This is a genomic window from Flavobacterium sp. (assembly GCF_028689845.1).
GTDB lineage: Bacteria > Bacteroidota > Bacteroidia > Flavobacteriales > Flavobacteriaceae > Flavobacterium.
The window spans coordinates 1-25,728 of the sequence record NZ_JAQVCH010000022.1; the positions used below are offsets into that span (position 1 = coordinate 1).

The 25,728-nt window shown below is 33.1% G+C and carries 25 protein-coding genes; 5 read left to right on the forward strand and 20 right to left on the reverse strand.

Translation table 11 applies throughout. From position 1 onward, the window contains the following. Nucleotides 1–270: 270 nt before the first annotated feature. From PHR76_RS09265 to PHR76_RS09290, 6 genes are read right to left on the reverse strand one after another with little or no spacing between them, the layout of a single operon-like run. Nucleotides 271–2,079: a hypothetical protein gene (locus PHR76_RS09265; RefSeq protein ID WP_300061404.1), complete on the reverse strand. Its 1,809-nt coding sequence runs from the start codon at nucleotides 2,077–2,079 to the stop codon at nucleotides 271–273. A gap of 17 nt (nucleotides 2,080–2,096) precedes the next feature. Continuing rightward, nucleotides 2,097–2,627: a mechanosensitive ion channel domain-containing protein gene (locus PHR76_RS09270; RefSeq protein WP_300061407.1), complete on the reverse strand. Its 531-nt coding sequence runs from the start codon at nucleotides 2,625–2,627 to the stop codon at nucleotides 2,097–2,099. A 10-nt stretch (nucleotides 2,628–2,637) separates the two neighbouring features. Further along, entirely contained in the window at nucleotides 2,638–3,225 is a 588-nt protein-coding gene (locus tag PHR76_RS09275; protein WP_300061410.1) for a Maf-like protein, read from the reverse strand. A 1-nt stretch (nucleotide 3,226) separates the two neighbouring features. Further along, nucleotides 3,227–4,144 carry a geranylgeranylglycerol-phosphate geranylgeranyltransferase gene (locus PHR76_RS09280; protein ID WP_300061413.1) on the reverse strand — a complete coding sequence of 306 codons (918 nt, stop codon included), beginning with the start codon at nucleotides 4,142–4,144 and terminating at the stop codon, nucleotides 3,227–3,229. A gap of 19 nt (nucleotides 4,145–4,163) precedes the next feature. Further along, nucleotides 4,164–4,691: an HAD family hydrolase gene (locus tag PHR76_RS09285; RefSeq protein WP_300061416.1), complete on the reverse strand. Its 528-nt coding sequence runs from the start codon at nucleotides 4,689–4,691 to the stop codon at nucleotides 4,164–4,166. Then, nucleotides 4,675–5,436, reverse strand: coding sequence for a Rossmann-like and DUF2520 domain-containing protein (locus PHR76_RS09290; protein ID WP_300061419.1), 762 nt, complete (start codon nucleotides 5,434–5,436; stop codon nucleotides 4,675–4,677). The genes PHR76_RS09285 and PHR76_RS09290 overlap by 17 nt, the downstream gene beginning before the upstream one ends. A gap of 135 nt (nucleotides 5,437–5,571) precedes the next feature. On the opposite strand from PHR76_RS09290, the gene ccsA reads away from it, so the two are divergent. Both ccsA and PHR76_RS09300 read left to right on the forward strand, forming a co-directional pair. Next, nucleotides 5,572–8,703 carry a cytochrome c biogenesis protein CcsA gene (gene ccsA / locus PHR76_RS09295; RefSeq protein ID WP_300061422.1) on the forward strand — a complete coding sequence of 1,044 codons (3,132 nt, stop codon included), beginning with the start codon at nucleotides 5,572–5,574 and terminating at the stop codon, nucleotides 8,701–8,703. Nucleotides 8,704–8,785: 82 nt separating this feature from the next. Next, nucleotides 8,786–9,373, forward strand: coding sequence for a glutathione peroxidase (locus PHR76_RS09300; RefSeq protein ID WP_300061425.1), 588 nt, complete (start codon nucleotides 8,786–8,788; stop codon nucleotides 9,371–9,373). Nucleotide 9,374: 1 nt separating this feature from the next. Here PHR76_RS09300 and PHR76_RS09305 read toward each other — a convergent pair whose 3' ends face one another. Continuing rightward, nucleotides 9,375–9,869 carry a GNAT family N-acetyltransferase gene (locus tag PHR76_RS09305; RefSeq protein WP_300061428.1) on the reverse strand — a complete coding sequence of 165 codons (495 nt, stop codon included), beginning with the start codon at nucleotides 9,867–9,869 and terminating at the stop codon, nucleotides 9,375–9,377. A 124-nt stretch (nucleotides 9,870–9,993) separates the two neighbouring features. On the opposite strand from PHR76_RS09305, the gene menD reads away from it, so the two are divergent. Further along, complete coding sequence (gene menD, locus PHR76_RS09310) at nucleotides 9,994–11,655, forward strand: 2-succinyl-5-enolpyruvyl-6-hydroxy-3-cyclohexene-1-carboxylic-acid synthase (protein ID WP_300061431.1); 1,662 nt, start codon at nucleotides 9,994–9,996, stop codon at nucleotides 11,653–11,655. 11 nt (nucleotides 11,656–11,666) lie between these two features. Here menD and PHR76_RS09315 read toward each other — a convergent pair whose 3' ends face one another. The 8 genes from PHR76_RS09315 to truA form a co-directional block, all read right to left on the reverse strand. Continuing rightward, complete coding sequence (locus tag PHR76_RS09315) at nucleotides 11,667–11,858, reverse strand: hypothetical protein (protein ID WP_300061434.1); 192 nt, start codon at nucleotides 11,856–11,858, stop codon at nucleotides 11,667–11,669. A gap of 68 nt (nucleotides 11,859–11,926) precedes the next feature. Next, nucleotides 11,927–12,223, reverse strand: a complete 297-nt coding sequence (locus PHR76_RS09320) for a Bor family protein (protein WP_300061437.1) — start codon at nucleotides 12,221–12,223, stop codon at nucleotides 11,927–11,929. 308 nt (nucleotides 12,224–12,531) lie between these two features. Further along, nucleotides 12,532–13,362 (reverse strand): alpha/beta hydrolase-fold protein, encoded by an 831-nt coding sequence (locus PHR76_RS09325; protein ID WP_300061440.1) that lies wholly within the window; start codon nucleotides 13,360–13,362, stop codon nucleotides 12,532–12,534. Nucleotides 13,363–13,394: 32 nt separating this feature from the next. Continuing rightward, complete coding sequence (locus PHR76_RS09330; RefSeq protein WP_300061443.1) at nucleotides 13,395–13,892, reverse strand: hypothetical protein; 498 nt, start codon at nucleotides 13,890–13,892, stop codon at nucleotides 13,395–13,397. Nucleotides 13,893–13,897: 5 nt separating this feature from the next. Next, nucleotides 13,898–14,926, reverse strand: coding sequence for a glycosyltransferase family 9 protein (locus tag PHR76_RS09335; protein ID WP_300061446.1), 1,029 nt, complete (start codon nucleotides 14,924–14,926; stop codon nucleotides 13,898–13,900). 164 nt (nucleotides 14,927–15,090) lie between these two features. Then, a complete protein-coding gene (gene lpdA, locus PHR76_RS09340) occupies nucleotides 15,091–16,479 on the reverse strand; it encodes a dihydrolipoyl dehydrogenase (RefSeq protein ID WP_300061449.1) in 1,389 nt (462 codons plus the stop codon). Between the two features lie 143 nt (nucleotides 16,480–16,622). Further along, nucleotides 16,623–18,365, reverse strand: coding sequence for an ABC transporter ATP-binding protein (locus tag PHR76_RS09345; protein ID WP_300061452.1), 1,743 nt, complete (start codon nucleotides 18,363–18,365; stop codon nucleotides 16,623–16,625). Further along, nucleotides 18,362–19,102: a tRNA pseudouridine(38-40) synthase TruA gene (gene truA / locus PHR76_RS09350; RefSeq protein ID WP_300061537.1), complete on the reverse strand. Its 741-nt coding sequence runs from the start codon at nucleotides 19,100–19,102 to the stop codon at nucleotides 18,362–18,364. The genes PHR76_RS09345 and truA overlap by 4 nt, the downstream gene beginning before the upstream one ends. 139 nt (nucleotides 19,103–19,241) lie before the next feature. Here truA and PHR76_RS09355 point away from each other — a divergent pair, with 139 nt between their 5' ends. Next, nucleotides 19,242–19,739: a metallophosphoesterase family protein gene (locus PHR76_RS09355; RefSeq protein WP_300061455.1), complete on the forward strand. Its 498-nt coding sequence runs from the start codon at nucleotides 19,242–19,244 to the stop codon at nucleotides 19,737–19,739. Here the strand turns inward: PHR76_RS09355 and PHR76_RS09360 are convergent. The 4 genes from PHR76_RS09360 to PHR76_RS09375 all read right to left on the reverse strand — a co-directional run bounded on the left by PHR76_RS09360 (nucleotide 19,736) and on the right by PHR76_RS09375 (nucleotide 23,025). Then, nucleotides 19,736–21,484, reverse strand: a complete 1,749-nt coding sequence (locus tag PHR76_RS09360) for an ATP-binding protein (protein WP_300061458.1) — start codon at nucleotides 21,482–21,484, stop codon at nucleotides 19,736–19,738. The genes PHR76_RS09355 and PHR76_RS09360 overlap by 4 nt on opposite strands. After that, the gene (locus tag PHR76_RS09365; protein ID WP_300061461.1) at nucleotides 21,477–21,770 is read right to left on the reverse strand and encodes a hypothetical protein; all 294 of its coding nucleotides are present in this window, start codon (nucleotides 21,768–21,770) and stop codon (nucleotides 21,477–21,479) included. The genes PHR76_RS09360 and PHR76_RS09365 overlap by 8 nt, the downstream gene beginning before the upstream one ends. A 2-nt stretch (nucleotides 21,771–21,772) precedes the next feature. Then, on the reverse strand, nucleotides 21,773–22,435 hold the full coding sequence (locus tag PHR76_RS09370) for a response regulator transcription factor (RefSeq protein WP_300061464.1): 663 nt from the start codon (nucleotides 22,433–22,435) through the stop codon (nucleotides 21,773–21,775). A 176-nt stretch (nucleotides 22,436–22,611) separates the two neighbouring features. Further along, nucleotides 22,612–23,025 (reverse strand): DUF4293 family protein, encoded by a 414-nt coding sequence (locus PHR76_RS09375; protein WP_300061467.1) that lies wholly within the window; start codon nucleotides 23,023–23,025, stop codon nucleotides 22,612–22,614. A 175-nt stretch (nucleotides 23,026–23,200) separates the two neighbouring features. Here PHR76_RS09375 and rho point away from each other — a divergent pair, with 175 nt between their 5' ends. Beyond that, nucleotides 23,201–24,883, forward strand: coding sequence for a transcription termination factor Rho (gene rho, locus PHR76_RS09380; RefSeq protein WP_300061470.1), 1,683 nt, complete (start codon nucleotides 23,201–23,203; stop codon nucleotides 24,881–24,883). A gap of 80 nt (nucleotides 24,884–24,963) precedes the next feature. Here rho and tpiA read toward each other — a convergent pair whose 3' ends face one another. Then, a complete protein-coding gene (gene tpiA / locus PHR76_RS09385; protein ID WP_300061540.1) occupies nucleotides 24,964–25,716 on the reverse strand; it encodes a triose-phosphate isomerase in 753 nt (250 codons plus the stop codon). Nucleotides 25,717–25,728 lie beyond the last annotated feature (12 nt).

A 25,728-nucleotide genomic window follows, 5' to 3' on the forward strand; every position in this document is an offset into this window, starting at 1 on the left:
CTTCTTTAAAATGAAGTCTACAGGATTCTTCACTCCCAAAATTTGCTGTAAAACTGAATAAATTCATTGCTTTTTTTATCAAAAATAATACTTTTTATTTAATTATGGATAATTACGGACAATCAATTTTTAAATTAATAAATTTTAACTGTGGTATTTAAAAAAGTTATCTTGAACTTATCGAGAACAAATATATTACCTTTTATTTAAAAACATCGATAAAAAGTAAATTTAATTGTTAAAATACACAATCAACCCATAAGTATAGTTTTATTCATACAAAACTGTTTTTGGTTTATTGATTTCAAAATCTAAATAGCCAAAGTCACTTGTTTTGAAAGTGTTGGATTTTATTAAATTGTTTTCACCGTCTGGAGTTTGCGGATAATAAGCGAACGAAAGCTGAAAGGTACTAAAAACCAAATAATCATTAGATATCAAGATTCCTATACCAATTTTTGAAAATCCCCTACTTTCTTGAAAATTTTTGGAATCATTTCCTAAAAAAGCCACAGAATAATTAAAAAAAGGATTTACTCTAAAGCCAGCTAAATTCCAAGGGGAATAACTTTGAGTTTGAAAAGCAAAAACCATCTTTTTTGTGCCAATGTATTTTGGGTCATTCAATCCTAAAATTCCATTATCCTCATTGATAGAAATTTGATCACCTCTACTATTTAAGCGATTTTCGCCTAAAACAATATCTGCTTTAAAGAATTGTCTAATTTTCCATTTTCCAGGTTCAAATAAAGGAGTGAAATAATTAACTTGCATGGTAAAAGCACTTTGCTCACTTTTAGAACCTCTAAAAAACGAACCATATTCAAAATTTGAACTAAAATATCCCCATTTAAAATAGTCACCCAAGGTAGCTTTCAGTCCAAAATAAGCTCTTTTGACTTGGTTTTTATTTTGATAACCAGCTGTGAGACCATAATATTTTCCAATTGGAACGTCTTCGATAATACCATAATTAAAAATATATTCATCTTTAATATAGCCTCTGTTAGAAATGCCTTGACCAGTTAGCCAAAAATCTTCATCGCGATAAAATCCTTCAGGATCAATAATTGCGGTGGGATTTTCAGTATAATTTATTTTTAGAAACCGCAATGTCGAAATGAAATTTATTTGTTCATTAAATAAAGGAATAGAATGTCCACCCCAAAAATCAAAGGTGTTGTACTTAAAATTTTGTTGCACGTAGGTATCTTCTGTTGTCGATAAGCTGTCTTTTTGAAATCGATTTTCAATAATTACACCGCCTGCCCATCTCGTATAGGGAGAGAAAAAAGCCCTATCAATTTGTATTCCTTTGTAATAATTTTCATCAAAATCAATTTGATAATAAAATGACGAAGTGATGTAGGTATTCTTAATACTGGGTATACTATATCGAGAGGAAAAAGAGGAATTACTGTTATTTAAATTTTCACGGTAGGTATTGTCCCATTCATGTCCGAAACCTAAAAAATTTCGATTATTCAGTTCGTAAGTAATTTTATTGGTCGAAAGAGCACCATTCGGAAGTAAGCTCCAAGAGTCTAAGGTGTAAATGGTTACGTCAATACTGTCGGTGCTCGTTTCTGCAATTTCTGCCTCAATAGAAACACTTCGGATAAACCGTTGATTTCTTAATAATCGCTCAGATTCTTTTACTAATAAACTATCTAACGGCTTATTTTTTTTGAGTAATATTAAGTTTGAAATTGCAAAATTTTTAGTTTTAAGATGAAGGCTATTGCCTATTTTTTCTAATTGATGTTTAGGCTTAATAGTGGTGTCAGTTGCAGAATAGCCAAACGGGTCGCGAGAAACAATAGTAATAGAGCGAATAATTTTTCCTTCAAAAGCGTAAAATTTTCTATCAACACGCTTCATTTTAGGCTTAACTGCTTTGTTCCGAGTAGATTTAAAAAGCAATTGATGAAAATAGCTGGTAAACTTATTGTTTTTAGAATAAGTTTCAATTTTTTTATAGGCAATTTCGGTACTATCTACTGTTTTCTTTTTCGCTTGTCCGTTAACCGTAAAAGTTAGACAAAGCATTAAAATTAAAAGTACGTAATTTGCTCTCATAGCTTAATTTCAGCGAATTAATCTGTAAATTCCTGAATTTCTTTTTTGTGAGCCACTACACTAATTCCTTTTTGTAAAAGTAAACTGTTGGGATAGGTAATTACTTCACCTTCCGGCGTTCGAACATAGGTATGAAAACCGCGAATGTCTTCTACTTCACCTTCTATTGGAAACTCTTTATCATGAATTTTGATATTGTCTCCAATTTTAAAAGGGGCAGAAAAGAATAAAATAATACCTGAGGTTACGTTGCTTAAAATTGACCATTGAGCAAACATTGCCACACCAATTACTGCAAATAAAGAGGAAATGACAATAATAAGGTCTTGTGGTTTAACGCCCCAAATAACAAATAGAGCAATGACACAAACGGTACCAATTAAGATATTAAAATATTTAATCACCAGATTAGAACGGTGTTCTAATGCCTCTGAAACACGGGCAAATCGGCGAATTAATTTTGCCATAAAATAGCGTAAAAAGAAAAACATCAAAATGACTACGCCTGAGGCAATTTCTTCTTTAATATATAATTTAAAAAACTCCATACGTTTAACTTTAAGAAATAAATGTTTTTAATTTTTCATAAACAGCTTGCATGGGCATTCCCACGACATTGGTATAGGAACCTTCAATTTTACTTATTCCAATGGCTCCAATCCATTCCTGAATGGCATAACTGCCCGCTTTGTCAAATGGCTTGTAATTATCTATATAATAACGAATTTCTTCGTCAGAAAGTGTTTGAAAAGTAACTTTAGTCACTTCAAAAAAAGTTTCTGTTTTTTCTGTCGTTTTAAAGCATACTGAAGTGATGACTTCATGCGTCGCATTTGACAACGATTGTAACATTTGAAAGGCATCGTTATAATCTTTTGGTTTGCCCAAGCATTGGTTTTTGTGCCATACAATCGTATCGCTAGTTATTAAAATGTCGTTGGATTCTAACTCATTTTCAAAAGCATTTGCTTTTAAAACAGCTAAATAATTGGTAATTTCTTCTGCTTTTAATTCTATTGGAAAAACTTCTTCAATTTCTTTTAATCGAATTTCAAATTCAACGCCTAATTCTTTAAAAAATTGCTGTCTTCGAGGCGAACCCGAAGCGAGAATAAGACGGTATTTATTTAATTGTTCTCGAAGCATTTTATGGTCTGGTGTACGTGATAACTAGGATAGAACAGATTCCGAAAAATATGATAATTTTTAAAATCTGACTTAAATGATGAAATTCTTTGATGGTTTTAGCATTCCAACTTTTTACTAAACTATATAAAAGCGGACTCAAAACCAATACTAATAGATAAATTACAGCAAGGTATAATTCGTTTTGCATTAAATAAGTGTTGATATACCAAAAAACGAGCAATACAGGAATTAAAAGTAGACCAAAAATAACTTTTGCCGTTCGGTTTATTCCTAAAATGATAGGTAAAGTTTGAATTCCTTGATTAAAATCACCTTTAACATCTTCTGCATCTTTAATGATTTCACGTATAAAATTAATCAGGAATGCAAAAACGGCATAATCCGTTAAGATAGAGAATAAGACACGCATTTGGTTTTGATTTCCATGAAAAGTCATCGGATATAAATCGAAAACGCCAATAATTAAAACACTTAATGCTAAAATAAAAGCCACAACAAAATTCCCAACCAAAATTATTCCTTTTAAAGTGGTGGCATAAAAATATAAACAAGCAGCGATAAATATAAAAATTGTAGCAAAACTCGGTTTTTCAATCACGTTGGAAAGGTAAAAACCTAAGCCTACACCAATTAAATTTAAGCCAACATATAAATTATAAGCTGCTGTTTCAGAAATAGATTTTCCAACCAATTGATGATTTGGCCGATTAATAGCATCTGCTTCTTGGTCAAAAATATCATTAATGACATAACCGGCTGCTGCAATCAAAACGGTTGCTAAAACCAATAAAAGATACTGCCAATCGTTCAAAGCCAGTACCACCATTTCATGTTCTAAAAATCCGTATCGAAAGACCAATTGCATTAAAGCCAATAAGATTAAATTTTGATAACGAACGAGAGAGAGGTATTTCATTTTTTTAATTCGGTGTTAGCTAATCGTGTTTTCCATTGTAATATAAATGCCATTTTCCTTGTACTTTCATGACTTGTTCAATCACTTCTCGAACAGCTCCTTTACCGCCATTTTTATGAGAAACGTAGTTTGAGATAGCTTTTATTTCTGGACTAGCATCTTGCGGACAAGTTGGTAAACCCACTAATTGCATTATATGATAATCTGGAATATCATCACCCATATACAATACGTTTTCGGGATTGATTTGATAGATTTCGCAGTATTCTTTAAATGTTTCCACTTTATCAGAAGAACCCAAATAAATATCGGTAAGGCCTAAATTCCGCAGTCGAATTCGAACACCTTCATTACTTCCACCAGAAATAATACACACACGATAACCGCTTTCAATTGCCGCTTTCATGGCAAAACCATCGCGAATGTTCATAATTCGGAGCATTTCACCAGTTGGGGAAATATGTACCGAACTGTCGGTAAGTACACCATCTACATCGAGTACAAAAGTGTCGATATGGTTCATGATTTCTTTATAGCTTTTTGCCATGGTCAAGGATAGATTTAGTCAATAATTTATATATTTCTTGTTGATTTTTATCTTTTAAAAAAGCCAGATGGGCGTTTATCGTCAAGGTATCTCGTCGCTTTGCAGGGCCAGTTTGTGCTTCAGCGGGCGAAAGAAATTCTATTTTAGAAGCAGTCTCCTTAATCAAGGGTTGCAAAATAGAGAAAGGCAAATTGTTTTCTTGACAAATAGCATGACCTTGTTCATAAAGATGATTCACAAAATTACAAACAAAAACGGCTGCTACATGAAGTGCTTGACGCTGTTCGCCAGAAATCGGATAAGTGACTTCTGAAATTGCTTCTGCTGCTTTTTCTAAAATTTTATAATCGGCAACTTCTTCACTTTCTAAACAAATTGGAATTTCTTTGAAATTCACCGCTTTATTTTTTGTAAATGTTTGTAATGGATAAAAAACACCCCGCTTATTTTTTTCATTTAAAATGGTCATGGGCATACTTCCGGAAGTGTGCACCACTAATCGTTCTTCAAAAGGAAGTTGGTCTGAAACCGATGCAATCGCATTATCAGATACGGCAATAAGGTAAATGTCTGCTTTTTTTAAAGCGGAATAGTTGGATGTAATATTCTCATTATCAATTAAATGATTAACTTTTGAAGGGTCACGAGCGAATACCTGCACAATTTTCACTGTTTCACTTTTTAAAAATGAAGCGATAAGATGTTGTGCAACATTCCCAGAACCTAGTAGTACCATTGATATCATTACGCAAAAATAGGAAAATTTATGGCTCTAAAAGAATTTAAAACAGACCATAAATTTGACTTAAAAAAATTGAAAAACTCGTTTTAATCTTTAATTATAAGTATTTTTGTTTTTTTTAAATCTTACTTGTTTATAATGGACAAAAAAATTTACTCCTTCCTGTTTTCTACCCGTTTAATGGCATCGTTATTTATCATTTTTGCTGTAGCGATGGCCATTGGCACCTTTATAGAAAGTTATTATGACACCGATACTGCTCGAATTTGGATATATAACGCTTGGTGGTTTGAAGTGATTATGGTGTTTTTTGCTATCAATTTTATTGGAAATATCAAACGATATCGACTTTGGAAGAAAGAAAAATGGGCTACCTTATTAGTACATTTTTCTTTTATTTTTATTTTAGTGGGAGCATTTATCACCCGTTATATTAGTTTTGAAGGCTTAATGCCCATCCGTGAAGGAGCAACTGAAAAAGTGTTTTATTCAGATAAAAGCTACTTAACTGTTTATACCGATGGTGTTTATCAAGGTGAAAATAAACGAAAAACACTTGAAAAACCTTTGATTTTATCGCAAGCAGCAAACAATAGCTTTTCGATGAGCGATAAATTTGATGGCAAACCTTATAAAGTGATTTATAAGGATTATATCATGAATGGAATTGAAACCATTCAGCTAGATGAGAATGGTCAAACCTATTTAAAAGTTGTAGAATCTTCTGATGGTAATCGGCATGAACATTTTCTAGAATCTGGAAAAGTAGAAAGTTTACACGGTATTTTATTTGCTTTCAACAAGCCTACTGAAGGAGCGATTAATATTATGAAAGAAGGTGAAGAGTATGTTATTAAATCTACTTTTGAAGGGGATTACATGCGAATGGCCGACAAATTAAAAGGAACGGTCGTTAAAGATTCTGTTCAACCACTGATGTTCCGCTCTTTATACAACATCGCGGGAGCTCAATTTGTGCTTCCTGATGCACCGATGAAAGGAAAAAAAGTATGGGTTTCTAATAACGATTGGAAAGATACCCGTACCGATGATATTTTAATTGTTGAAGTGGAAGCCAATGGTAAAAAAGAAGAAGTTTCTTTAGTGGGAGCAAAGGGAAAAATGAGCGTGCCTCAAAATATTAAATTAGGAGATTTAGATTTTACCTTGATTTTTGGAAGCAAAGTATATGAATTACCATTTGGTATTAAACTGAATGATTTTATTGCAAAACGTTATCCAGGAACGGTAAATAGTTATTCTGCTTTTGAAAGTTTAGTAACTGTAATTGACGGAAAAGACAAGCAAGATGCTCATATTTTTATGAATAACATTTTGGATTACAAGGGATATCGTTTTTTTCAAGCTCAATTTGACCAAGATGAAAAAGGAACAATATTATCTGTAAACCATGATTTTTGGGGAACTTGGCTTACCTATATTGGTTATTTTTTACTTTATATTGCGATGATGGCTATCTTATTTGATAAAAACACCCGTTTTGCCGACATCAAAGAAAAGCTTGAAAAAGTAAAAAAGAAAAAAGCAGCTTTACTTACCATTGTGGTTTTCTTTTTCATTCAAGTTGGTATTGCTCAGGAGCATCAGCACGAACGACCTTCTTTGGCTGAAATTGAAAAATTCATCGAAACTAATATCGCTACTGCAGAACATGCAGCTAAATTTGGCCGATTAGTTATTCAAGATGAAGGCGGAAGAATGAAACCTGTTAATACTTTTTCAAGTGAATTACTACGAAAAGTGAGCAAAAGCGATCATTACAAGGGTTATAATTCTGATCAAGTATTCTTGTCGATGTCGCAAACGCCAAATGCTTGGTTTGAAGTTCCTTTAATCTTTTTAAAACGCGGTAACGATAGTATTCGAAAAATATTGAATTTGGAAAGTGATGTCAAACTGGCACCATTCATCAGCTTTTTTGATGATAAAGGAAATTATAAACTCGCTCCGTTTTTAGATGATGCCTACAAAGCAACCATTCCGAATCAGTTTCAGAAAGATTTTATTGAAGTTGATAAAAAAGTTGTCATTTTAAATTCGGCTTTGTCTGGAAGTATTTTACGTATTTTTCCTATTCCAAATGATGCTAATAATAAATGGATTTCTTATTTAGAACTGAATGAGCATGAAGATACAGAATTGAAAAACCTCAAAAATATTTTACCTGCTTATATGCAAACACTAATGGATGCAACGCAGAAAAATGATTATCAATTGGCTGATGATATTGTGGGAGGAATTGATAAATTTCAACATAAATACGGTGGAAGTGTTCGTCCGAGTGATGAAAAAATCTCTGCGGAAATCGTCTATAATAAGTATGATATTTTTAAACAATTGTACTATTTATATATGTTAGCTGGGGTGTTGATGTTGATTTTTACAATTATTCAAATCTTTAATTCTTCTAAATTTGTAAGGTATACGGTAGAAACGTTCCATATTTTAATCGGCTTTTTCTTCTTGCTGCATACTTTGGGATTAATTGCTCGTTGGTACATTTCAGGTCATGCTCCTTGGAGTGATGCCTACGAAAGTATGATTTATGTAGGTTGGGCTACCATGTTTTTTGGTTTAGCTTTCGATAGAAAATCAAAATTAACAGTAGCCTCCGCTGCCTTTGTGGCTTCGATGATTATGATGATTGCTCATTGGAATTGGATGGATCCATCGATTGCGAATTTACAACCAGTTTTAAATTCGTATTGGTTGATGATTCACGTGGCAGTGATTGTGGCCAGCTATGGCCCGTTTACACTTGGAATGATTTTAGGAATCGTGTCCTTATTATTGATTTTATTGACCAATAAAAAGAACAAAGAACGAATGGATCTTAGTATTCAAGAAATTACCTATATCAACGAGTTGGCTTTAACAATTGGTTTAGTGATGCTAACCATTGGAAACTTTTTGGGTGGTCAATGGGCCAATGAAAGTTGGGGACGTTATTGGGGTTGGGATCCAAAAGAAACCTGGGCTTTAGTGAGCATCATGGTGTATGCTTTTGTAATTCATGCTCGTTTTGTACCTTCTTTACGTGGAAAATGGGTTTTTAATGTGATGAGTATTTTTGCTTTTTATTCTATTTTGATGACTTATTTTGGAGTGAATTTCTACTTAACGGGGTTGCATTCGTATGCCAGCGGTGATAAAGTAGTGACGCCTTCCTTTATCTATGTTTCCGTAGTTTTATTAGTAATTTTGTCTGTGGCATCCTATTTTCAATATAAAAAACACTATAAAAAATAGGTTTTTTTTGACATTCAATTATGATTTGTTTAAGCGAATAGACGGTTAATAATCTGTAATTTTGACTAAAATAATCTTAAAAATGAAAACGAATTTATTCCTAATGGTTTCTTTTGCTTTTTTGCTTAGTTGTCAAAACCAAGCTCAAAACAAGTTAACAGTAGCCAACTCCAAAACAGAAGTGTCGATGAAACAAACTATTTATTCTTTTAAAGTGGAAGATATTGATGGAAGAACCTTTGATTTTGCTTCCTTAAAAGGAAAAAAAATCATGGTGGTGAATACTGCTTCAAAATGTGGATTAACACCACAATATAAAGATTTACAAGCGTTGTATGAAAAATATGGTTCAACTAATTTTGTCATTGTTGGTTTTCCAGCCAATGATTTTATGAAACAAGAACCCGGAACAAACGAAGAAATTGGTGCTTTTTGTCAAAAAAATTATGGTGTTACTTTTCCAATGATGAGTAAGATTACTGTAAAAGGAAAAGAAATGCATCCGCTTTATCAATTTCTGACTCAAAAAAGTCAAAATGGGCTAGAGGATAGCGAAGTTGAATGGAATTTTCAAAAATACCTACTTAACGAACAAGGTGAATTAGAAAAAGTAATCAGTCCGCGAACCAATCCAATGGATGATGAAATTACCAATTGGCTAAAAGCCTAAACTATAAAAAGCGTTGCATAAATACGGAATCTAGCCAACGATTAAACTTAAATCCAGATTCTTTGATAATGCCAACGGTTTTAAAACCATATTTTTCGTGAAAACGAATACTTGCTACATTCTCCGCATCGATGACTCCAATCATGGTGTGGAGGTTGTTTTTTTGAGCCGTTTCAATTAAAGCCGATAAAAGTTTTCCGCCAATTCCTTTGTCGTTAAATTCATGAGAAACATACACAGAATGTTCCACCGTAAATTGATAGGCTTCTCGAAAACGAAATTCTCCATATGTGCCAAAACCAGCAATTTCTCCAGCAGTTTCTGCTACAAAAACCGGAAAATTTTTAGTATTCTTTTCTGCCAAAAGAGCAATTTGTTTTTCTAAAGTTCGCGGAGCATAATCATATAATGAAGTGGAATGTAAAATATTATGATTTACAATTGCTAGAATTGCGGGAACATCTGCTTCGGAATACGGTCTGATGGTTATTTGCATATTGTTGAAAAGTTGTTCAAATATAACAAAACTTTAGAGGTTAAAAAAAGTTGTTTTTAGGAACTAAGGCTTAAATTTGTGTCATTAACTCTTTTTAATACGAGCCCTAAATTTAACGTACGGCATGATATATCCCAAAATTCCTTTAGCTCAAAGCATTATCGAAATTTGTCATGCCAAAGGTATTCAACATATTGTTATTTCACCTGGTTCTCGTAATGCTCCACTAACGATTGGTTTTACTCAAAACCCACATTTTAAGTGTTATAGTATTGCAGATGAGCGTTGTGCTGCTTTTTTCGCTTTGGGAATTGCTCAACAAACTAATAAACCAGTGGTGGTAGTTTGTACGTCCGGTTCGGCGGTTTTAAATTTTTATCCCGCGGTAGCCGAAGCCTTTTACAGTCAAATTCCGTTAGTGATAATTTCGGCCGACCGTCCGATTGATAAAGTTGATATTGGTGATGGACAAACAATTCGTCAAGAAAATGTCTTGGCCAATCACACCCATTTTAATGCAAATTTGACGGCAGTTGCATCAGAAGAGAATGATTTTAAGATAAATGAAGCGTTTAATAAAGCGTTTTTAAAATCGGGACCAACACATATCAATGCCCCTTTTGAAGAGCCCCTTTATGAAACGATTACGGTTTCTTCGGTAGATACGATGATTTCTACTTTAGGGAAAGTGTATCGACATATTCCGTTAGAAGATATTATAGCATCGACCAATATTTGGAATACATCGAGTAAGAAACTCATTTTGGTTGGTTCGTTTGAGCCAAATAAAATCGATGAAAGTGTGATTCGGCATTTAGCCAATGATCCGTCGGTGATTGTGATGACCGAAACGACTTCTAATTTTCATCATCCTTCTTTTTTACATAATATCGATTCCATCATCACTCCTTTTGATGAAGAAGAAATCCGTGCTTTTCAACCGGAACTCCTGCTCACTTTTGGTGGAATGATAATTTCTAAACGCATCAAAACATTATTACGCGATTTTCCACCTGATAATCATTGGCATGTAGACCGTTTGAGAGCCTATAATACTTTTGGTTCGTTATCCTTTCATTTTGAAGCCAATCCAAATGATTTTTTTAATCAATTTTTGCCGTATACAAAGTATGTGGCTAGCCCGTATCGCAATTTTGGCGTGGAATTAAAAGAATACAGAAAGCAAAAGCACGATACTTATTTGGCAACCATTCCTTTTAGTGATTTTAAAGCAGTTGCGTGTATCGTTAATCAGTTACCTAAACAGTTGCAGTTGCAAGTTGGAAATAGTTCTTCGATTCGGTATTTGCAATTATTTTCAATGCCGGTTACTGTTCCTGTTTTCTGTAATCGCGGAACAAGCGGAATAGATGGAAGCACTTCTACGGCTATTGGTGCAGCAGTTGCATCTCAACAAGAAACACTTTTAATTACAGGTGATGTAAGTTTTTTATACGATAGTAATGCGTTGTGGAATAATTATATTCCGAAAAATTTTAAAATTATTATTTTGAACAATGGCGGAGGGGGCATCTTCAGAATTTTACCAGGTCATCAAGAAAATGAGTTATTTCACACTTATTTTGAAACAGCTCATTGCCTTACTGCAGCACAATTAGCCACGATGTATCGTTTTGAATATCATCAAGCTAGTGATGAAAAAGGGTTGAAGGAAATCCTTCCCCAATTTTTTAAGGAGCAAGATAAACCTCAAATTTTAGAAATTTTTACGCCAACGTATGAAAACGACGGTGTTTTAAAACGCTATTTTAAAGAATTAATCTAATTGTTGAATTTTTATGACGGTGTCTTTTTTTTAAGCATGAAGTAAGCAATAACCGCAAAAATAAGCATTAGAATGATTTGTGCAGTTAAATAGCCGTAACCAAATTCACTCAAGCGGTGTGAATCGATGAGTAAAATATTGAGGATATTTACTAAAAAAGCAACCGATAAAACAAGGGAAATATAAAAGACTATTTTTCTCATCTCGAAAGCATGATAAAAAGAAAGGTAGCTTAAAAAAAGGCTACCTTTCTCTTTTTAATTTTTGAAAATTACTTCGTTACTGTTGTAGTAGTTGGAGTGTAAATTCCAAATGTCAAGCCAGAAAGTAATCCGTTTACAAATGACTGTCTTGTGTGCACTGAATAATCAGTAGCTCCATCTGCCATTTGTTTAGAATCAGAAACACCTACTGGAGCTAATCCCCAAAGTACATAGTGATTCCATTTTGTAGTTTCATTGGCTCCTTTTGCTCCAGCACCTACAACACTTGTATAAGAGTAGCAAGAAGTTAGTAACATTGAAGCGGCAAACATAATTGCCATTGTTTTCATGGTTTTGTTAATCATTTTTTTTAAATTTATATTAAACATTTAATAAATACGCTTTTGATAATTATTCACTATAATTCAATTTAACATCTTAAATTCAATTATGTAACGAGTCATTATTTTCATCCCAAATCTATAAAAATTATACTTTGATTTAGCAATTTTTTTTAAAAATCATTTAAATTTTAAATGATTTGAGTGCATCGTAAACTATCACTTTAGAATTCAATAAATTACAAAAAAAATGTTGACAAAAGCAGAAGAGTTTATTATTAAATAGGTTCATGCAGCATAGTATGAGCAGTGTTAAAACGGAAAATGAACGTTTATTTATGAGCCGGTACAACATCATTACTAAAAGTCCATTGTAGTGCTTTTACTTTTGTGGCTCTAAAAATGGTGTTGTGTTGTTCATTCGGTTCGTCTGAATAATTCCATTTTAGTTGACTCAAATTTGTCTCCGAAAGTGTTTTGGCTAATCCTTTTGTATACTTATTCATGTCGGCAGCATCAGAACCTGCAAACCATAATTTTTTAGGTTCATTTGGAAATTTGGCTAAATAGGTTGCCGCAGTTCGTTGAAGCTTATGCGTGTTCCACCAAAGCGAAGGATCCATCGCAATATAATAATCAAACGATTCTGGTTTTAACAAAAAAGTTTCTACTACAAAAAGGCCTGCAAGCGATTCGCCTATAATTCCTTTTTGAGACGTAGTACGATAGCGTTTGTTAATTTCAGGCATCAATTCCTCTATAATAAAGCCTCTGAATTTTCCAGCTCCATCTGTCATCGGAGCAATATCTCCATCAGATTTGGTTTCAGAAGGACCAGTTAAATCTCTTCGTCTTTCGGTGTTTTCAATACCAACTAAAATCATTGGAGGAATACTTTTGTTTTCAATTAACTCGGCTAATGTATTGGCAATATGTGGAAAATCTTCCTTTATACCGCCATCGGGCATGTAAAGAACAAATAAAGAATCGGTATTGGTAGTGTAGGAAGGCGGCGTCCACACGTTAATTACTCGTTTTTCGCCTACTAATTTCGATTCGATATCAAAACTTTCATGGAGTGGAATGGGGTCTTGTGGAGCAGTGGGTTTTCCGCAGTTTATAAAAAGTAAGAAGCCGGAAAGTATAAAAAATATTTTTCTCATGGTTTTAAATCTTAAATGAAGGCGTAATTTACTTATTTTTTATAAAATGAACTTAAAATCAAGTCACTATTTTCTGTTGGGTTTTGATTGTTTTTTTCAAAAAGCCCAATGATAATGACTGAAAAAGAAGCATCTCCAAAAATGAGGTAGATTAATTCTTTTCCATCTTTATCATATCCAATGTTAATAAAGCCGGGATATTCATCTAAAAGTATTTTTTGACGAATCGAAAACTTTACGCCTTCCTCTTTTAAATCCTTTAAGGTTTCTTTCGCTTTTATTAACGAAGTGAAAAAACCTTGATTTGGGAATTCACTAATTTGAAAATAATTTAAATCTCCTTTTTGATAAGCGATTAATTTTGAATCGAACGTATAACCAACCGGATTATTAATTAAAACGTTTGTATTGGGAATCGTAATTTTTTGTTCAATGGAGTCTACTTTAATTATTGAAGGAATTTTTATCTTTTGAGACCATGATGAACAACATAGTAAAAAAGTGAAAAGAGCCAGGTAACTTTTAATCATCTTTATTATTGAATTAAGTTTTGAACTAAATTGAGGCATTCATCGATACTGGTTTTTTTAGTATTTATTCCTCTACTAGCATTTCCATAAGGTTGGTATTTTTCTTTGAGAGTTGTAGTAAACAAACCAAGCGTGGTAGTGCTTGTCGCTGCTAAATGCATCATTCCACTGTCGGCTCCAATAAAAAGTTGAGTATGAAATAATAAGGAAGCAATCTCCCGAATATCTTTGCTGTAATAAGTGCTAGCTTTAAAATCAATTTGAGAGGTATTTTCAATGGGAAGGACTTCGATTAAATTATACTCTTGCCCAAAAGCATGTTGCATTTTTGCATACATTTCATTCCAAAATTCTTTGGATAGACGTTTTTCGCCTGTGGCATAGGTAAAGAAAGCAATTGTTTTTTTTTGATTTGCTGTAATTCTTTCTAATAAACATTTTCCTTTATTTACTTCTTCTGGACTCAGTTTAACAGTTAAGTTTGAAATTTCTGTATAAGATAAATTAGGCCAAGTTTTTGACAAATAGGCTCGGAAATTATAAACTGGAAATTTTGCAAAATGAATATAATCGCTTAATTGTTCAAACTTATTTTCTTGCTCTATTCCATAAAATTTAAATTTTCCATAGGCTAATTTAGTGGCAATTTTTCCAGAAGAGGAACTGTGGTTTGCATTGACTACCAAAGTATATTTTTTTGATACTATTTTAAACCATGTGGAAATATATAAGAAAATTTCTTTAAAATGATTTTTAGGCAAGCTTAGTATTCTATCGATTTTAGGATGATTTTCAAAAATGATTTCACTCACTTTCCCTTTCACAAATAAATCAATCTTGGCATTTGGAAAATGATGGATTATTTCTTCAATAAGCGGGGTAATAAGTAAAATATTTCCTAATCGATGATTTGGCCGAACAACAAGAATGCTCTTGATTTGAGAAGGTTCGACTTTAACATAGCTGTTTTTTCCTAATTTCTTTGTAAGAAATCGGGTTATTTTTCGCCTGTATTTATTAATTGCTTGAATCAAAATTTAGAATTTTAATAAAGATAAGGACTTCAAAAACAACAATAATTAATTTTAGCTTAAAAAAAGAGATGATTATAAAAAGTTATTTAATAGGATATTGAAATAATGGTTATTCAAAAAAAATCCCCAACAATGTTGAGGATTTCATATAAGATGGAATAAAATTATAAATGAATAACTTCACCATAAGCATCGGCTACTGCTTCCATTACGGCTTCACTCATGGTTGGATGTGGATGAATTGCTTTTAAGATTTCATGACCAGTTGTTTCTAACTTTCTTGCAACAACTGCTTCGGAAATCATTTCGGTTACGCCAGCACCAATCATGTGACAACCTAACCATTCACCATATTTTGCATCAAAAATTACTTTCACAAAACCGTCTGGCGTACCAGCTGCTTTCGCTTTTCCAGAAGCGGTAAAAGGAAATTTACCAATTTTTAATTCATACCCTTTTTCTTTTGCTTGTTTTTCAGTTAAACCAACAGATGCAATTTCTGGATTTGCATAGGTACAACCCGGAACATTTCCATAATCAATTGGTTCAACATGTAAACCTTTGATTTTTTCTACACATAAGATTCCTTCTGCAGAAGCCACATGAGCTAACGCTTGACCTGGCGTAACATCGCCAATGGCATAATAACCTGGAACGTTAGTTTGACAATAATCGTTTACTAAAATTTTATCTCTATCAGTAGCAATTCCTACTTCTTCGAGTCCAATATTTTCAATATTTGTTTTGATTCCCACCGCAGATAATAAGATATCGGCTTCTAAAACTTCTTCTCCTTTTGCCGTTTTAACATACGCTTTTACACCAGCACCGCTCGCATCGATTCGTTCAACAGAAGAATTGGTCATAACCTTAATTCCTGCTTTTTTAAGTGAACGTTCAAATTGTTTGGAAACATCTTCATCTTCAACAGGCACCACATTTGGCATAAATTCAACAATCGTTACTTCTGTTCCCATCGAGTTATAAAAACTTGCAAATTCCACACCAATTGCTCCAGAACCTACTACAATCATTTTTTTAGGCTGGGTTGGCAATGACATCGCTTGACGATAACCAATTACTTTTTTGCCGTCTTGTGGTAAGTTTGGTAATTCACGAGATCGTGCTCCAGTGGCAATGATAATATGGTCTGCATTATATTCGGTTACCGTTCCATCGGCAGCTTTAACCGCTACTTTTTTTCCGGGTTTTAAAGTGCCATATCCTTCAATTACGTCAATTTTATTTTTTTTCATCAAAAACTGAACACCTTTGCTCATGCCGTCTGCCACTCCACGGCTTCGGTTAATTACAGCTCCAAAATCCTTATCAAATGAGTCAACAATCAATCCATAGTCAGCGGCATGTTTTAGATAATCAAATACTTGTGCTGATTTTAAAAGTGCTTTTGTTGGGATACATCCCCAATTTAAACAAACGCCACCTAAACTTTCTTTTTCTATAACGGCTACTTTAAAGCCTAATTGCGAAGCACGAATGGCTGTTACATAACCACCGGGACCGCTACCTAAAACAATAATATCGTATTTCATTGTATCTTGAATTTTCTGAATTTCACCATGCGAAAATAAGCATTAAATCTCTTTTTAAAAAGTTTAAGAGGAATTTTTGTTGCACCTTACTGGTTATGGGTAATGGTTTCAAATTGTAACTGAAAAACGGGGAGCTTAAAAATCTAACCGACAAACTGAGAATCATATAAATTTTTATAATATCCGTTTTCTAGTTGCAATAAATCGGAATGTTTTCCTTGTTCTACAATGAGCCCTTTGTCCATAACAATGATTTTATCTGCATTGACAACCGTTGCTAATCGATGAGCGATGACGATAGAAGTTCGTCCTTTTGTGATTTTTAGCGTGGCTTCTTGAATCAATTCTTCAGAATAGGTATCAATAGACGACGTGGCTTCATCTAAAATCAAAATGCTAGGATTGCTTACATAGGCTCGTAAAAAGGCAATCAATTGACGTTGTCCTGAAGATAACATCACACCACGTTCTTTTACATTATAATCGTAACCATTGGGTAAAGTCAAAATAAAATCATGTACGCCAATTTTTTGGGCGGCTTCTATCACATCTTCACGTGTAATCGTTGGATTATCTAACATAATATTATTCATAATCGTATCGGCAAACAAAAACACATCTTGTAAAACCACCGCAATTTGTTTTCGAAGGCTTTGAAGTTCAAATCGTTTGATATCTTGTTCATCGATGCAAATACTGCCTTCTTGAATTTCATAAAAACGATTTAGTAAATTAATGATAGTTGATTTTCCTGCCCCAGTCGAACCGACAATGGCCACAGTTTGGCCGGGTTGAATTTCTAAATCAATTCCTTTTATAACTTCTTCCCCTTCAATATAGCTAAAATGCACATTTTTAAATGACAAAGCTCCTTTAAAATGAGGTGCTTGAACTGTACCGTTTTGTTGCACTTGGTCTTGAATGTCTAAAATGGCAAAAACGCGATTGGCTGCAATCATTCCCATTTGTAATTCATTGAACTTATCCGCAATTTGTCGCAACGGATTAAAAAGCATAGAAATCAACATGGTATAAGCAAAAAAATCGCCAAAAGTTGTGGTAGAATCACCGCCAATAATACCAATTCCGCCATACCAAACAATAAAACCTAAGGTTAACGAAGAGATAATATCCGCAATAGGAAAGAAAATCGAGTTATACCAAACTGTTTTTATCCAAGCTTTATTGTGTTTATTATTGATGACTTTGAATTTTTGAAATTCTACTTCTTCTCTCGTAAACAATTGCACGATTTTCATTCCTGTGACGCGTTCTTGAACAAACGTATTTAAATTGGCTATTTGCGTACGCACTTCTTCAAATGCAACTTTCATTTTTAGCTGAAAAATCCGCGTAGCATAGAGTAGGAGTGGCATTGCTAAGATTACAATCCAAGTGAGTTTCCAATTCATAAAGAACATGAAAATTAAAACCACAATCATTTTCATCAAATCACTAATAATCATAAACAAGCCTTGGCTAAAAATTCGAGCTATCGCTTCGATATCAGAAACAGAACGCGTAACTAATTGTCCAACAGGAGAATTGTCATAGTATTTCATTTTGAAACGAAGCATGTGATCAAAAAGTTTGACACGAATATCTTTAACAATATCTTGTCCGAGCCAATTGGCCCAATACACAAAGTAAAATTGAGAGACCACTTCTAAAAACAGCGCAATTCCCATCAAGATAATGTAGAATAAAAGACCTTGTTTGTCTTGCGTTTGGATATATCCATCCACAGTTTCTTTTAATAAATACGGACGCAAAGCCGCAAAAATAGAAAGTGAGATAGCCCAAATCACTACGCCATTAAAACGCCATTGATAGGGTTTGGTATATTGTAAAATTCGTTTAAAAAGATGCGTATCAAAAGCTTTCATTTGCTGAGGTAAGGATATTTAATTTGGGTTAAATATAAGCCATGTGCGGGTGCGGAAAAACCTGCTTCACTTCTGTTTTTACTTTCTATAATTTTTTGTAATTGAGCTACTTCTATTTTTCCTTGACCGATATTGATTAACGTACCCACAATCGCTCTGACCATATTTCGCAAAAACCTGTCCGCAGTTATCGTAAAAATCAATTGATTTCCTTTTTTCTGCCAAAAGGCTTCGGTGATTTTGCAATTATAAGTAAATACATCCGTATTTGTTTTAGAAAAACATTCAAAATCGGTGTATTCCAATAGGGTAGAAGCTGCTTCGTTCATTCTTTCCAAATCCAACGGATAATAATGATACCAACTCAAGTCAGTTAAAAAGGCATCTTTAAAGCTATGGATATAATATTCATAGGTTCTACTAGTTGCATCAAAACGGGCATGAGCTTCAGCTGTGACCGGAATAATTTCATAAATCACAATATCTTTGGGTAAATAGGAATTCAATTTCGGAATCCAAAAATTAGTTTCAAGCTGTTCGTTAAAATCAAAATGGGCATACATTTCTTTGGCATGTACACCAGTATCTGTTCTTCCAGCACCTACTAATTCGATATGTTTTTTAAACAAGAGTGAGAGTGCTTTTTGTAGCGTTTCTTGCACAGTAAGGGCATTCGGTTGCGATTGCCAACCGTGGTAGAGGGTTCCGTTATATGCAAATTTAATGAAATATCTCAAGATTGAAGTTGCCAATTTTTAAAGTCACAAAGTTACGAAGTTTTTGTGTTGTGAGAAGGTTAAAGTTTTTAAACAGAATTTAACAGTTTAGTTTGTAATTTTGTATCCATTCTAAAAATTGCAAAAAAATCCTGTCTTCATGAAAAAAATCCTTCTTTTATCGGATACCCATAGTTTTTTAGATGATAAAATTCTGAAATACGTAGACCAAGCCGATGAAGTTTGGCATGCGGGAGACATTGGTGATTTAGACGTGACCGATGAAATTAAAAAAAGAAAACCTTTGAGAGGTGTTTATGGCAATATTGACGACGATAAAGCCAGAATGGAATTTCCGCTTCACAATCGGTTTTATTGTGAAGAAGTAGCTGTTTTAATAACACATATTGGCGGTTATCCGGGGAAATATAATCCGGCAATTCGTCCAATTTTACAACAAAATCCTCCAAAATTATTCATTTGTGGCCATTCGCACATTCTAAAAGTACAATTTGATAAAACTTTGAATTTATTACACATGAATCCAGGTGCAGCCGGTATTCATGGTTTTCACCAAGTGCGAACAATGTTGCGATTTGAAATTGAAGGAGCCAAGATTCAAGCGTTGGAAATTATTGAAATTGAAAAGCGGATTTAACGAGGCGGAATATGTAATTTGATATAGATTAATGTGCCTTTATTGATTTTTGAAATAATCGAAATTTTTCCTTTTAAACTTCGAACTCTGGCTTTAATTTGCGTTAATCCGTAACCATCCGTATTTAGTGACTTAGTGTCATCAAATCCTTTTCCGTTGTCTTCAATATTTATAATTAGGTGGCCGTTACGTTCTTCTACATTGATATTTCCCAGAGAGGCATTACTGTGTTTTAGAATATTATTGACTAATTCGGTGATGATAAAATAGACTTTTATTTCAAATTCTTCATTAAAGCGTTGTCGAAAAGAACCGTAATGATTGAATGTAAAATCTATCACGGAATTTGAGTTTTTTTCACACAAATCTTGTAAAGCATAAAACAATCCTAATTTTGCCAATACGGGCGGGACTAATTCATGTGATAAATCGCGAACTTGGTCATGGGCTTCTTTTAATAAAGAGCGGGCTTTTAAAATTTCTTGTGGTATTTCTGTTTTATTTCCAACTAAATAAGCTGATAAATGTAAGCTAGCAGAAGAAAGTAAGGCACTTATACTATCATGTAAAACTTCGGCTAATTTTTTTCGCTCAAATTCCTGAGCATCTAATGATGCGTTGATAATGTTTTCTTGAATTTCGCTATCAATTTCTTTAATTTTATTGCGTTGTTTTAATTGTAAGTTTTGATAAAAAAAGTAAAAAAGCACTAAACTAAATCCAAAAAGAGCAACGAAAACAAAAATTATCTTTTTGTTTCTATTTTGAGTTTCATGAAGTAGTTTTGATTTTTCTTGGTATTCATTTTCTACTTTTTTAATTTCATAATTAGTTTCAATTTCGCGAACTTTGTCGCTTAATTGTTCATTATACATTTTGTTATTATACTCGTGGAGTAGCGTGTTATAATAATTTGCTCTTTCATAATCATCCAAATTTTCATAAACATAAACTAAACTAGAATATAAATCGATATGGTCTGTGGTCGTCATATCTTTTTGAAAATCTTTTTTTATTTTATTATAAATTTCTAATGCTTTTTTAAAATCGTTGTTGCTTTCCGTTTCATGATAACCAAGATTAAATAAAGCACTGATTATTTGTTGATTAAGTTTATATTTTTGAGCAAAATTAAAACAACTATCTAAATATGTTTTGGCCAATTCTGGTTTTCCAATTATAGTATAATAGGCAAAGTGATTGTTATAGCTAATCGAAATTCCTTTAACAGATTTAGTCCTTTTATCTAAATCAAATTTCTTTGACATATAAACATAAGCACTGTCTGAATTTCTTTGAGAATAAAGGCGAAATAAGTTTTGATATATATTAACAAGCGTTGCAGTGTCTTTTTCAGTTTCTCCAATCTTTAACGCTTTATAATAGTTGTTAAAAGCTTTTGAAGTATCTCTAATCATGGAATATCGCGTTGCAATTTGCTCAATAATTTCAGCACTACCTTTTAATTTATGAGTGTTTGATATGTTTAAAGCATTAAAAAGTGTGCTTAACGATTTGTCATGATCATTTAGTCTCCCAAATACAACAGCTTTCTTGATAGATATTTTACAATAATTATCAAATTGTTTGTTTTCAAAATAATATTTAGACTGAGCACGACCATAGTCTAATGCCTTGATTAACTCATTTTGTTTAACGTAGTAGTCAATAGAATCTGTTTTTGTTTGTGAAAAAGCAACAACACAAAAAAATAAAAAAAAATAAAAAGAAATTTTTTTACTCATTGATATCTATACGGATTTTAGGTCTTTTTTTGAATGTTTTAAGCAGAATTGAATAATCTTCTTGTAAGAAACTAATCTCTATTACATCTTTAAAAGCGGTGCAAGTAGCCTTTTCCGTAACAAACGTAGTAGAAGGTTGTGTTTGACCTGATTTCAGTTCGATGGTAAAAACATAAACACCATCTTTGTGTACAGTTGAGAAAAGACAATTGTCTGGAAAATCATAGGTTACCTCATAATTTTTTTCATCTACTCGTTTAATGCTGTATGTGCCTAATAGTTCCATAATTATTGCTTGATTAAGTCGTTTTTTAAAGCATATTTCACTAATCCAATAGTGTTTTTTACATTTAATTTTTTAATTAAATTTTTGCGATGAGATTCCACCGTATGTGAACTTATAAATAATTTTTCGCCAATTTCTTTTCCGCTCAATTCTAAAGAAATTAATTTTAAGATTTCTAATTCGCGTTCGGTTAGGATATTTCCCATTTGAAATTCGTTATTCGTGTCTGAAGTTGGATTTCCTGAAAATGAACTAAAAATTTTATCTTGAATATTTTCTGAAAAATATTCTTTACCGTTAGAAACGACTTCAATCGCTTCCAAAATACTTTCGCCAGCACATTGTTTGGAAAGATAGCCACTGGCTCCCAGTTTTAAAACTTCTTTTATGAGTTTTACATCATCATAACTTGATAGAATAATTACGCGACAAGTATATCCTTTTTCCGAAAATTCTTTTAGCACTTCAATGCCATCTTTATGAGGCATATTGATGTCCATAATCAGTATTTCTGCTTTATTGTTTTTGACTGTTTCTACTAAATCAACACCATTTAAGGAATGACCAACAACTTCAAATTTTGAATTGGTATTTAATACCGCCAACATCCCGTCTATTAAAACCTGATGATCGTCAGCTAAATGAATTTTTATTTTGTTCGGCATATTAAAAAAAACACTTAAAAGCTTGTGATTAATTAATCTCAAATGTAAAGAATATTATAATTAAATCCGATTAATCATAATTTTTTTTAAAATTTAAACCAATAAGTTGGAATAAAAAAAAATCCGAACCAAAAGTTCGGATTTTTAACGCACTAAAATAAACTAAGTTTAAGGTATTATTTACGTATTCTGCCCGACGATTTTACGAGCTTTTCATCCTTTTGAATAGCGAAATTGGCTAACGCTAAAAATACGATAGAAATAAAAGGAAGAACAAGCCCAATACCCTTCTTAGACACATAAGGGTCTCCAGATAATTTTGGGGCATACAACACAAATAGCAACAGTAAAATTAAATTTAATATGATGTTCAATCTGCTGACTACAAATTGTTGTTGTCTTTTTTTATAAGAATAAATTCCTAAAAAAGACAAAACAGCACTAAAGCCAAACAGTAATGAAATAGGTAAATCTGCTTGAAAATAAAAAGGGAAACCATTTTCGTCATACCATAAAGGGAGAAAGAACGGAATTATTCCACTTGTAATAAATGCACCAATAAGATATAGGGTTTGAATTCTTTGTAACATTATAAACTTTTAACCTTACAAAAATATATTTTCTTTTTTAATAAATGCTATTGTTTGCTAAAAAAATATTTGTAATATTGCAATACAATTCTGTTTCTACTTCATTTAACAGTCACAAAATTAACGTGTATCCCAATACATTTTAGGAAAAAAAATTAAATACCAAAGAACATTCATGTTTGAAATTTCTGCATTAAAAGAAATGAAGCTTGCTGAGCTTCAGGATATTGCAAAAGCTGCAAAAAATATAAAATACAACGGCGTTAAGAAAGAAGCCCTTATCAAAAGCATTCTTGAAACCCAAGATTCAGCAACAAAGCCAACGGATAATCCAACAGAAGAAAGTGCTTCTAAAGCCAAAAGAGCTAGAATAACCCCTTCTGTGTCGAAATCTTCTGATGCTAATTCGCTTTTCTCTAAACCTGAAAGCGAAGAACCAGTACAAAAGGAGGAGCAACCTACTCCAGTTGCCGAAGAAACTGAACCAACAGAAAAAAGACCGGTCAAGTTTCAAAAGGCAAAATTTGAAAAAAAGAATTTCAAAAAGGAGCCCGAAGCTCAAAATAGTAAAGAGGAAGAGTCAGGTTCTTCAGAAGTTTCCGAAGACAATTCTTCTACAGAAGAGGTTCCTTCTTCTCCTTCAAAAACAGCTTTTTCAAAGCATAATAATAACAATGCCAACGCCAATAATCCAAATTATAAAAATAAAAAACAGAACTATCGTGATGCCGATTATGAATTTGATGGAATTATTGAAAGTGAAGGCGTATTAGAAATGATGCCAGATGGCTACGGGTTTTTGCGTTCTTCCGACTATAATTATTTAGCATCACCAGATGATATTTATCTATCGACGTCACAAATTCGTTTATTTGGATTAAAAACAGGCGATTCCGTAAAAGGAGTTGTTCGTCCACCTAAAGAAGGAGAAAAATTCTTTCCCTTAGTGAAAGTATTAAAAATCAACGGACATGACCCACAAGTCGTAAGAGACCGTGTTTCTTTTGAACATTTAACACCTATTTTTCCGCAAGAAAAATTCAAATTAGCCGAAAAACAAGCAACGGTTTCTACTCGAATAATCGATTTGTTTTCTCCTATTGGAAAAGGACAACGCGGAATGATTGTTGCTCAACCCAAAACGGGAAAAACGATGTTGTTGAAAGATATTGCCAACACCATTGCGGCCAACCATCCAGAAGTTTATTTAATCGTTTTACTAATTGATGAACGGCCCGAAGAGGTAACCGACATGCAACGTAATGTGCGTGGCGAAGTAATTGCTTCTACGTTTGATGAGCCAGCAGATCGTCATGTAAAAGTAGCTAATATTGTTTTAGAAAAGGCCAAACGTTTGGTTGAATGTGGTCATGACGTGGTCATTTTATTAGATTCAATTACTCGTTTAGCTCGTGCTTATAACACAGTTCAGCCTGCTTCTGGAAAAGTTTTGAGTGGTGGTGTAGATGCCAATGCTTTGCAAAAACCAAAACGTTTTTTTGGAGCTGCCCGAAATATTGAAAATGGTGGTTCATTGAGTATCATTGCCACTGCGTTAACGGAAACCGGTTCAAAAATGGACGAAGTTATTTTTGAAGAGTTTAAAGGAACGGGTAATATGGAATTACAGTTAGACCGAAAAATTGCCAATAAACGAATTTTCCCTGCGATTGATTTGACATCTTCTAGTACGCGTCGGGACGATTTATTACTAGATGAAAAAACGATTCAACGGATGTGGATTATGCGTAAGTATTTAGCGGATATGAATCCTGTTGAAGCCATGGATTTTATTAATGAACGATTTAAGAAAACCCGAAATAATGATGAGTTTTTGATCTCGATGAATAACGGATAAAAATTTTCTACAATAAAAATTTATATAAAAAAGTCGTCTATAACAGACGACTTTTTTTATGAACTACTATTTTGTAGTATTTATAATGCTAAAATAATTTTTGTAAAATCATCGCTTTTTAAAGCCGCACCGCCAATTAGTCCGCCATCAACGTCAGGTTTAGAGAAAATTTCGGAAGCATTATCTGGTTTTACACTTCCACCATATAAAATAGAAACTTGGTCTGATACCGCATTTCCATAATTTTTACGGATAATTTCACGAATGAATTCATGCATTTCTTGTGCTTGTTCTGGTGAAGCAGTTTCGCCCGTGCCAATGGCCCAAACAGGTTCATAAGCCAAAATGATTTTTTTCCAAGCTGCCGATTCTAAGTGAAATAAACCATCTTTCAATTGATTTTCGACCACGTTAAAATGTTGACCTGCTTGACGGTCTTTTAATTCTTCGCCAAAGCAGAAAATCACTTCCAATTCATGTTTTAAAGCGGTATCAACTTTGCTTGCTAGTAAAGCATCGGTTTCATGAAAATAAGCTCTTCGTTCTGAATGGCCTAAAATCACTATGGTCACACCAACACTCGTTAACATAGATGCTGATATTTCACCTGTAAAAGCACCAGCTTCCGCTTGATGCATGTTTTGAGCGGCGACTTCAATTGGCGTAAATTCTAAATGATCTGCAGTCGCGGCTAGATTCACAAAAGTGGGAGCTACAATGACGCGTTGTTCTAAATCAGTTGGAATTTTATCAATTAATTCATTCAATAAATCTTCGGTTTCCTCGGCCGTTTTGTGCATTTTCCAGTTTCCGGCTACAATCTTTTGTCTCATTCGTTTATATTT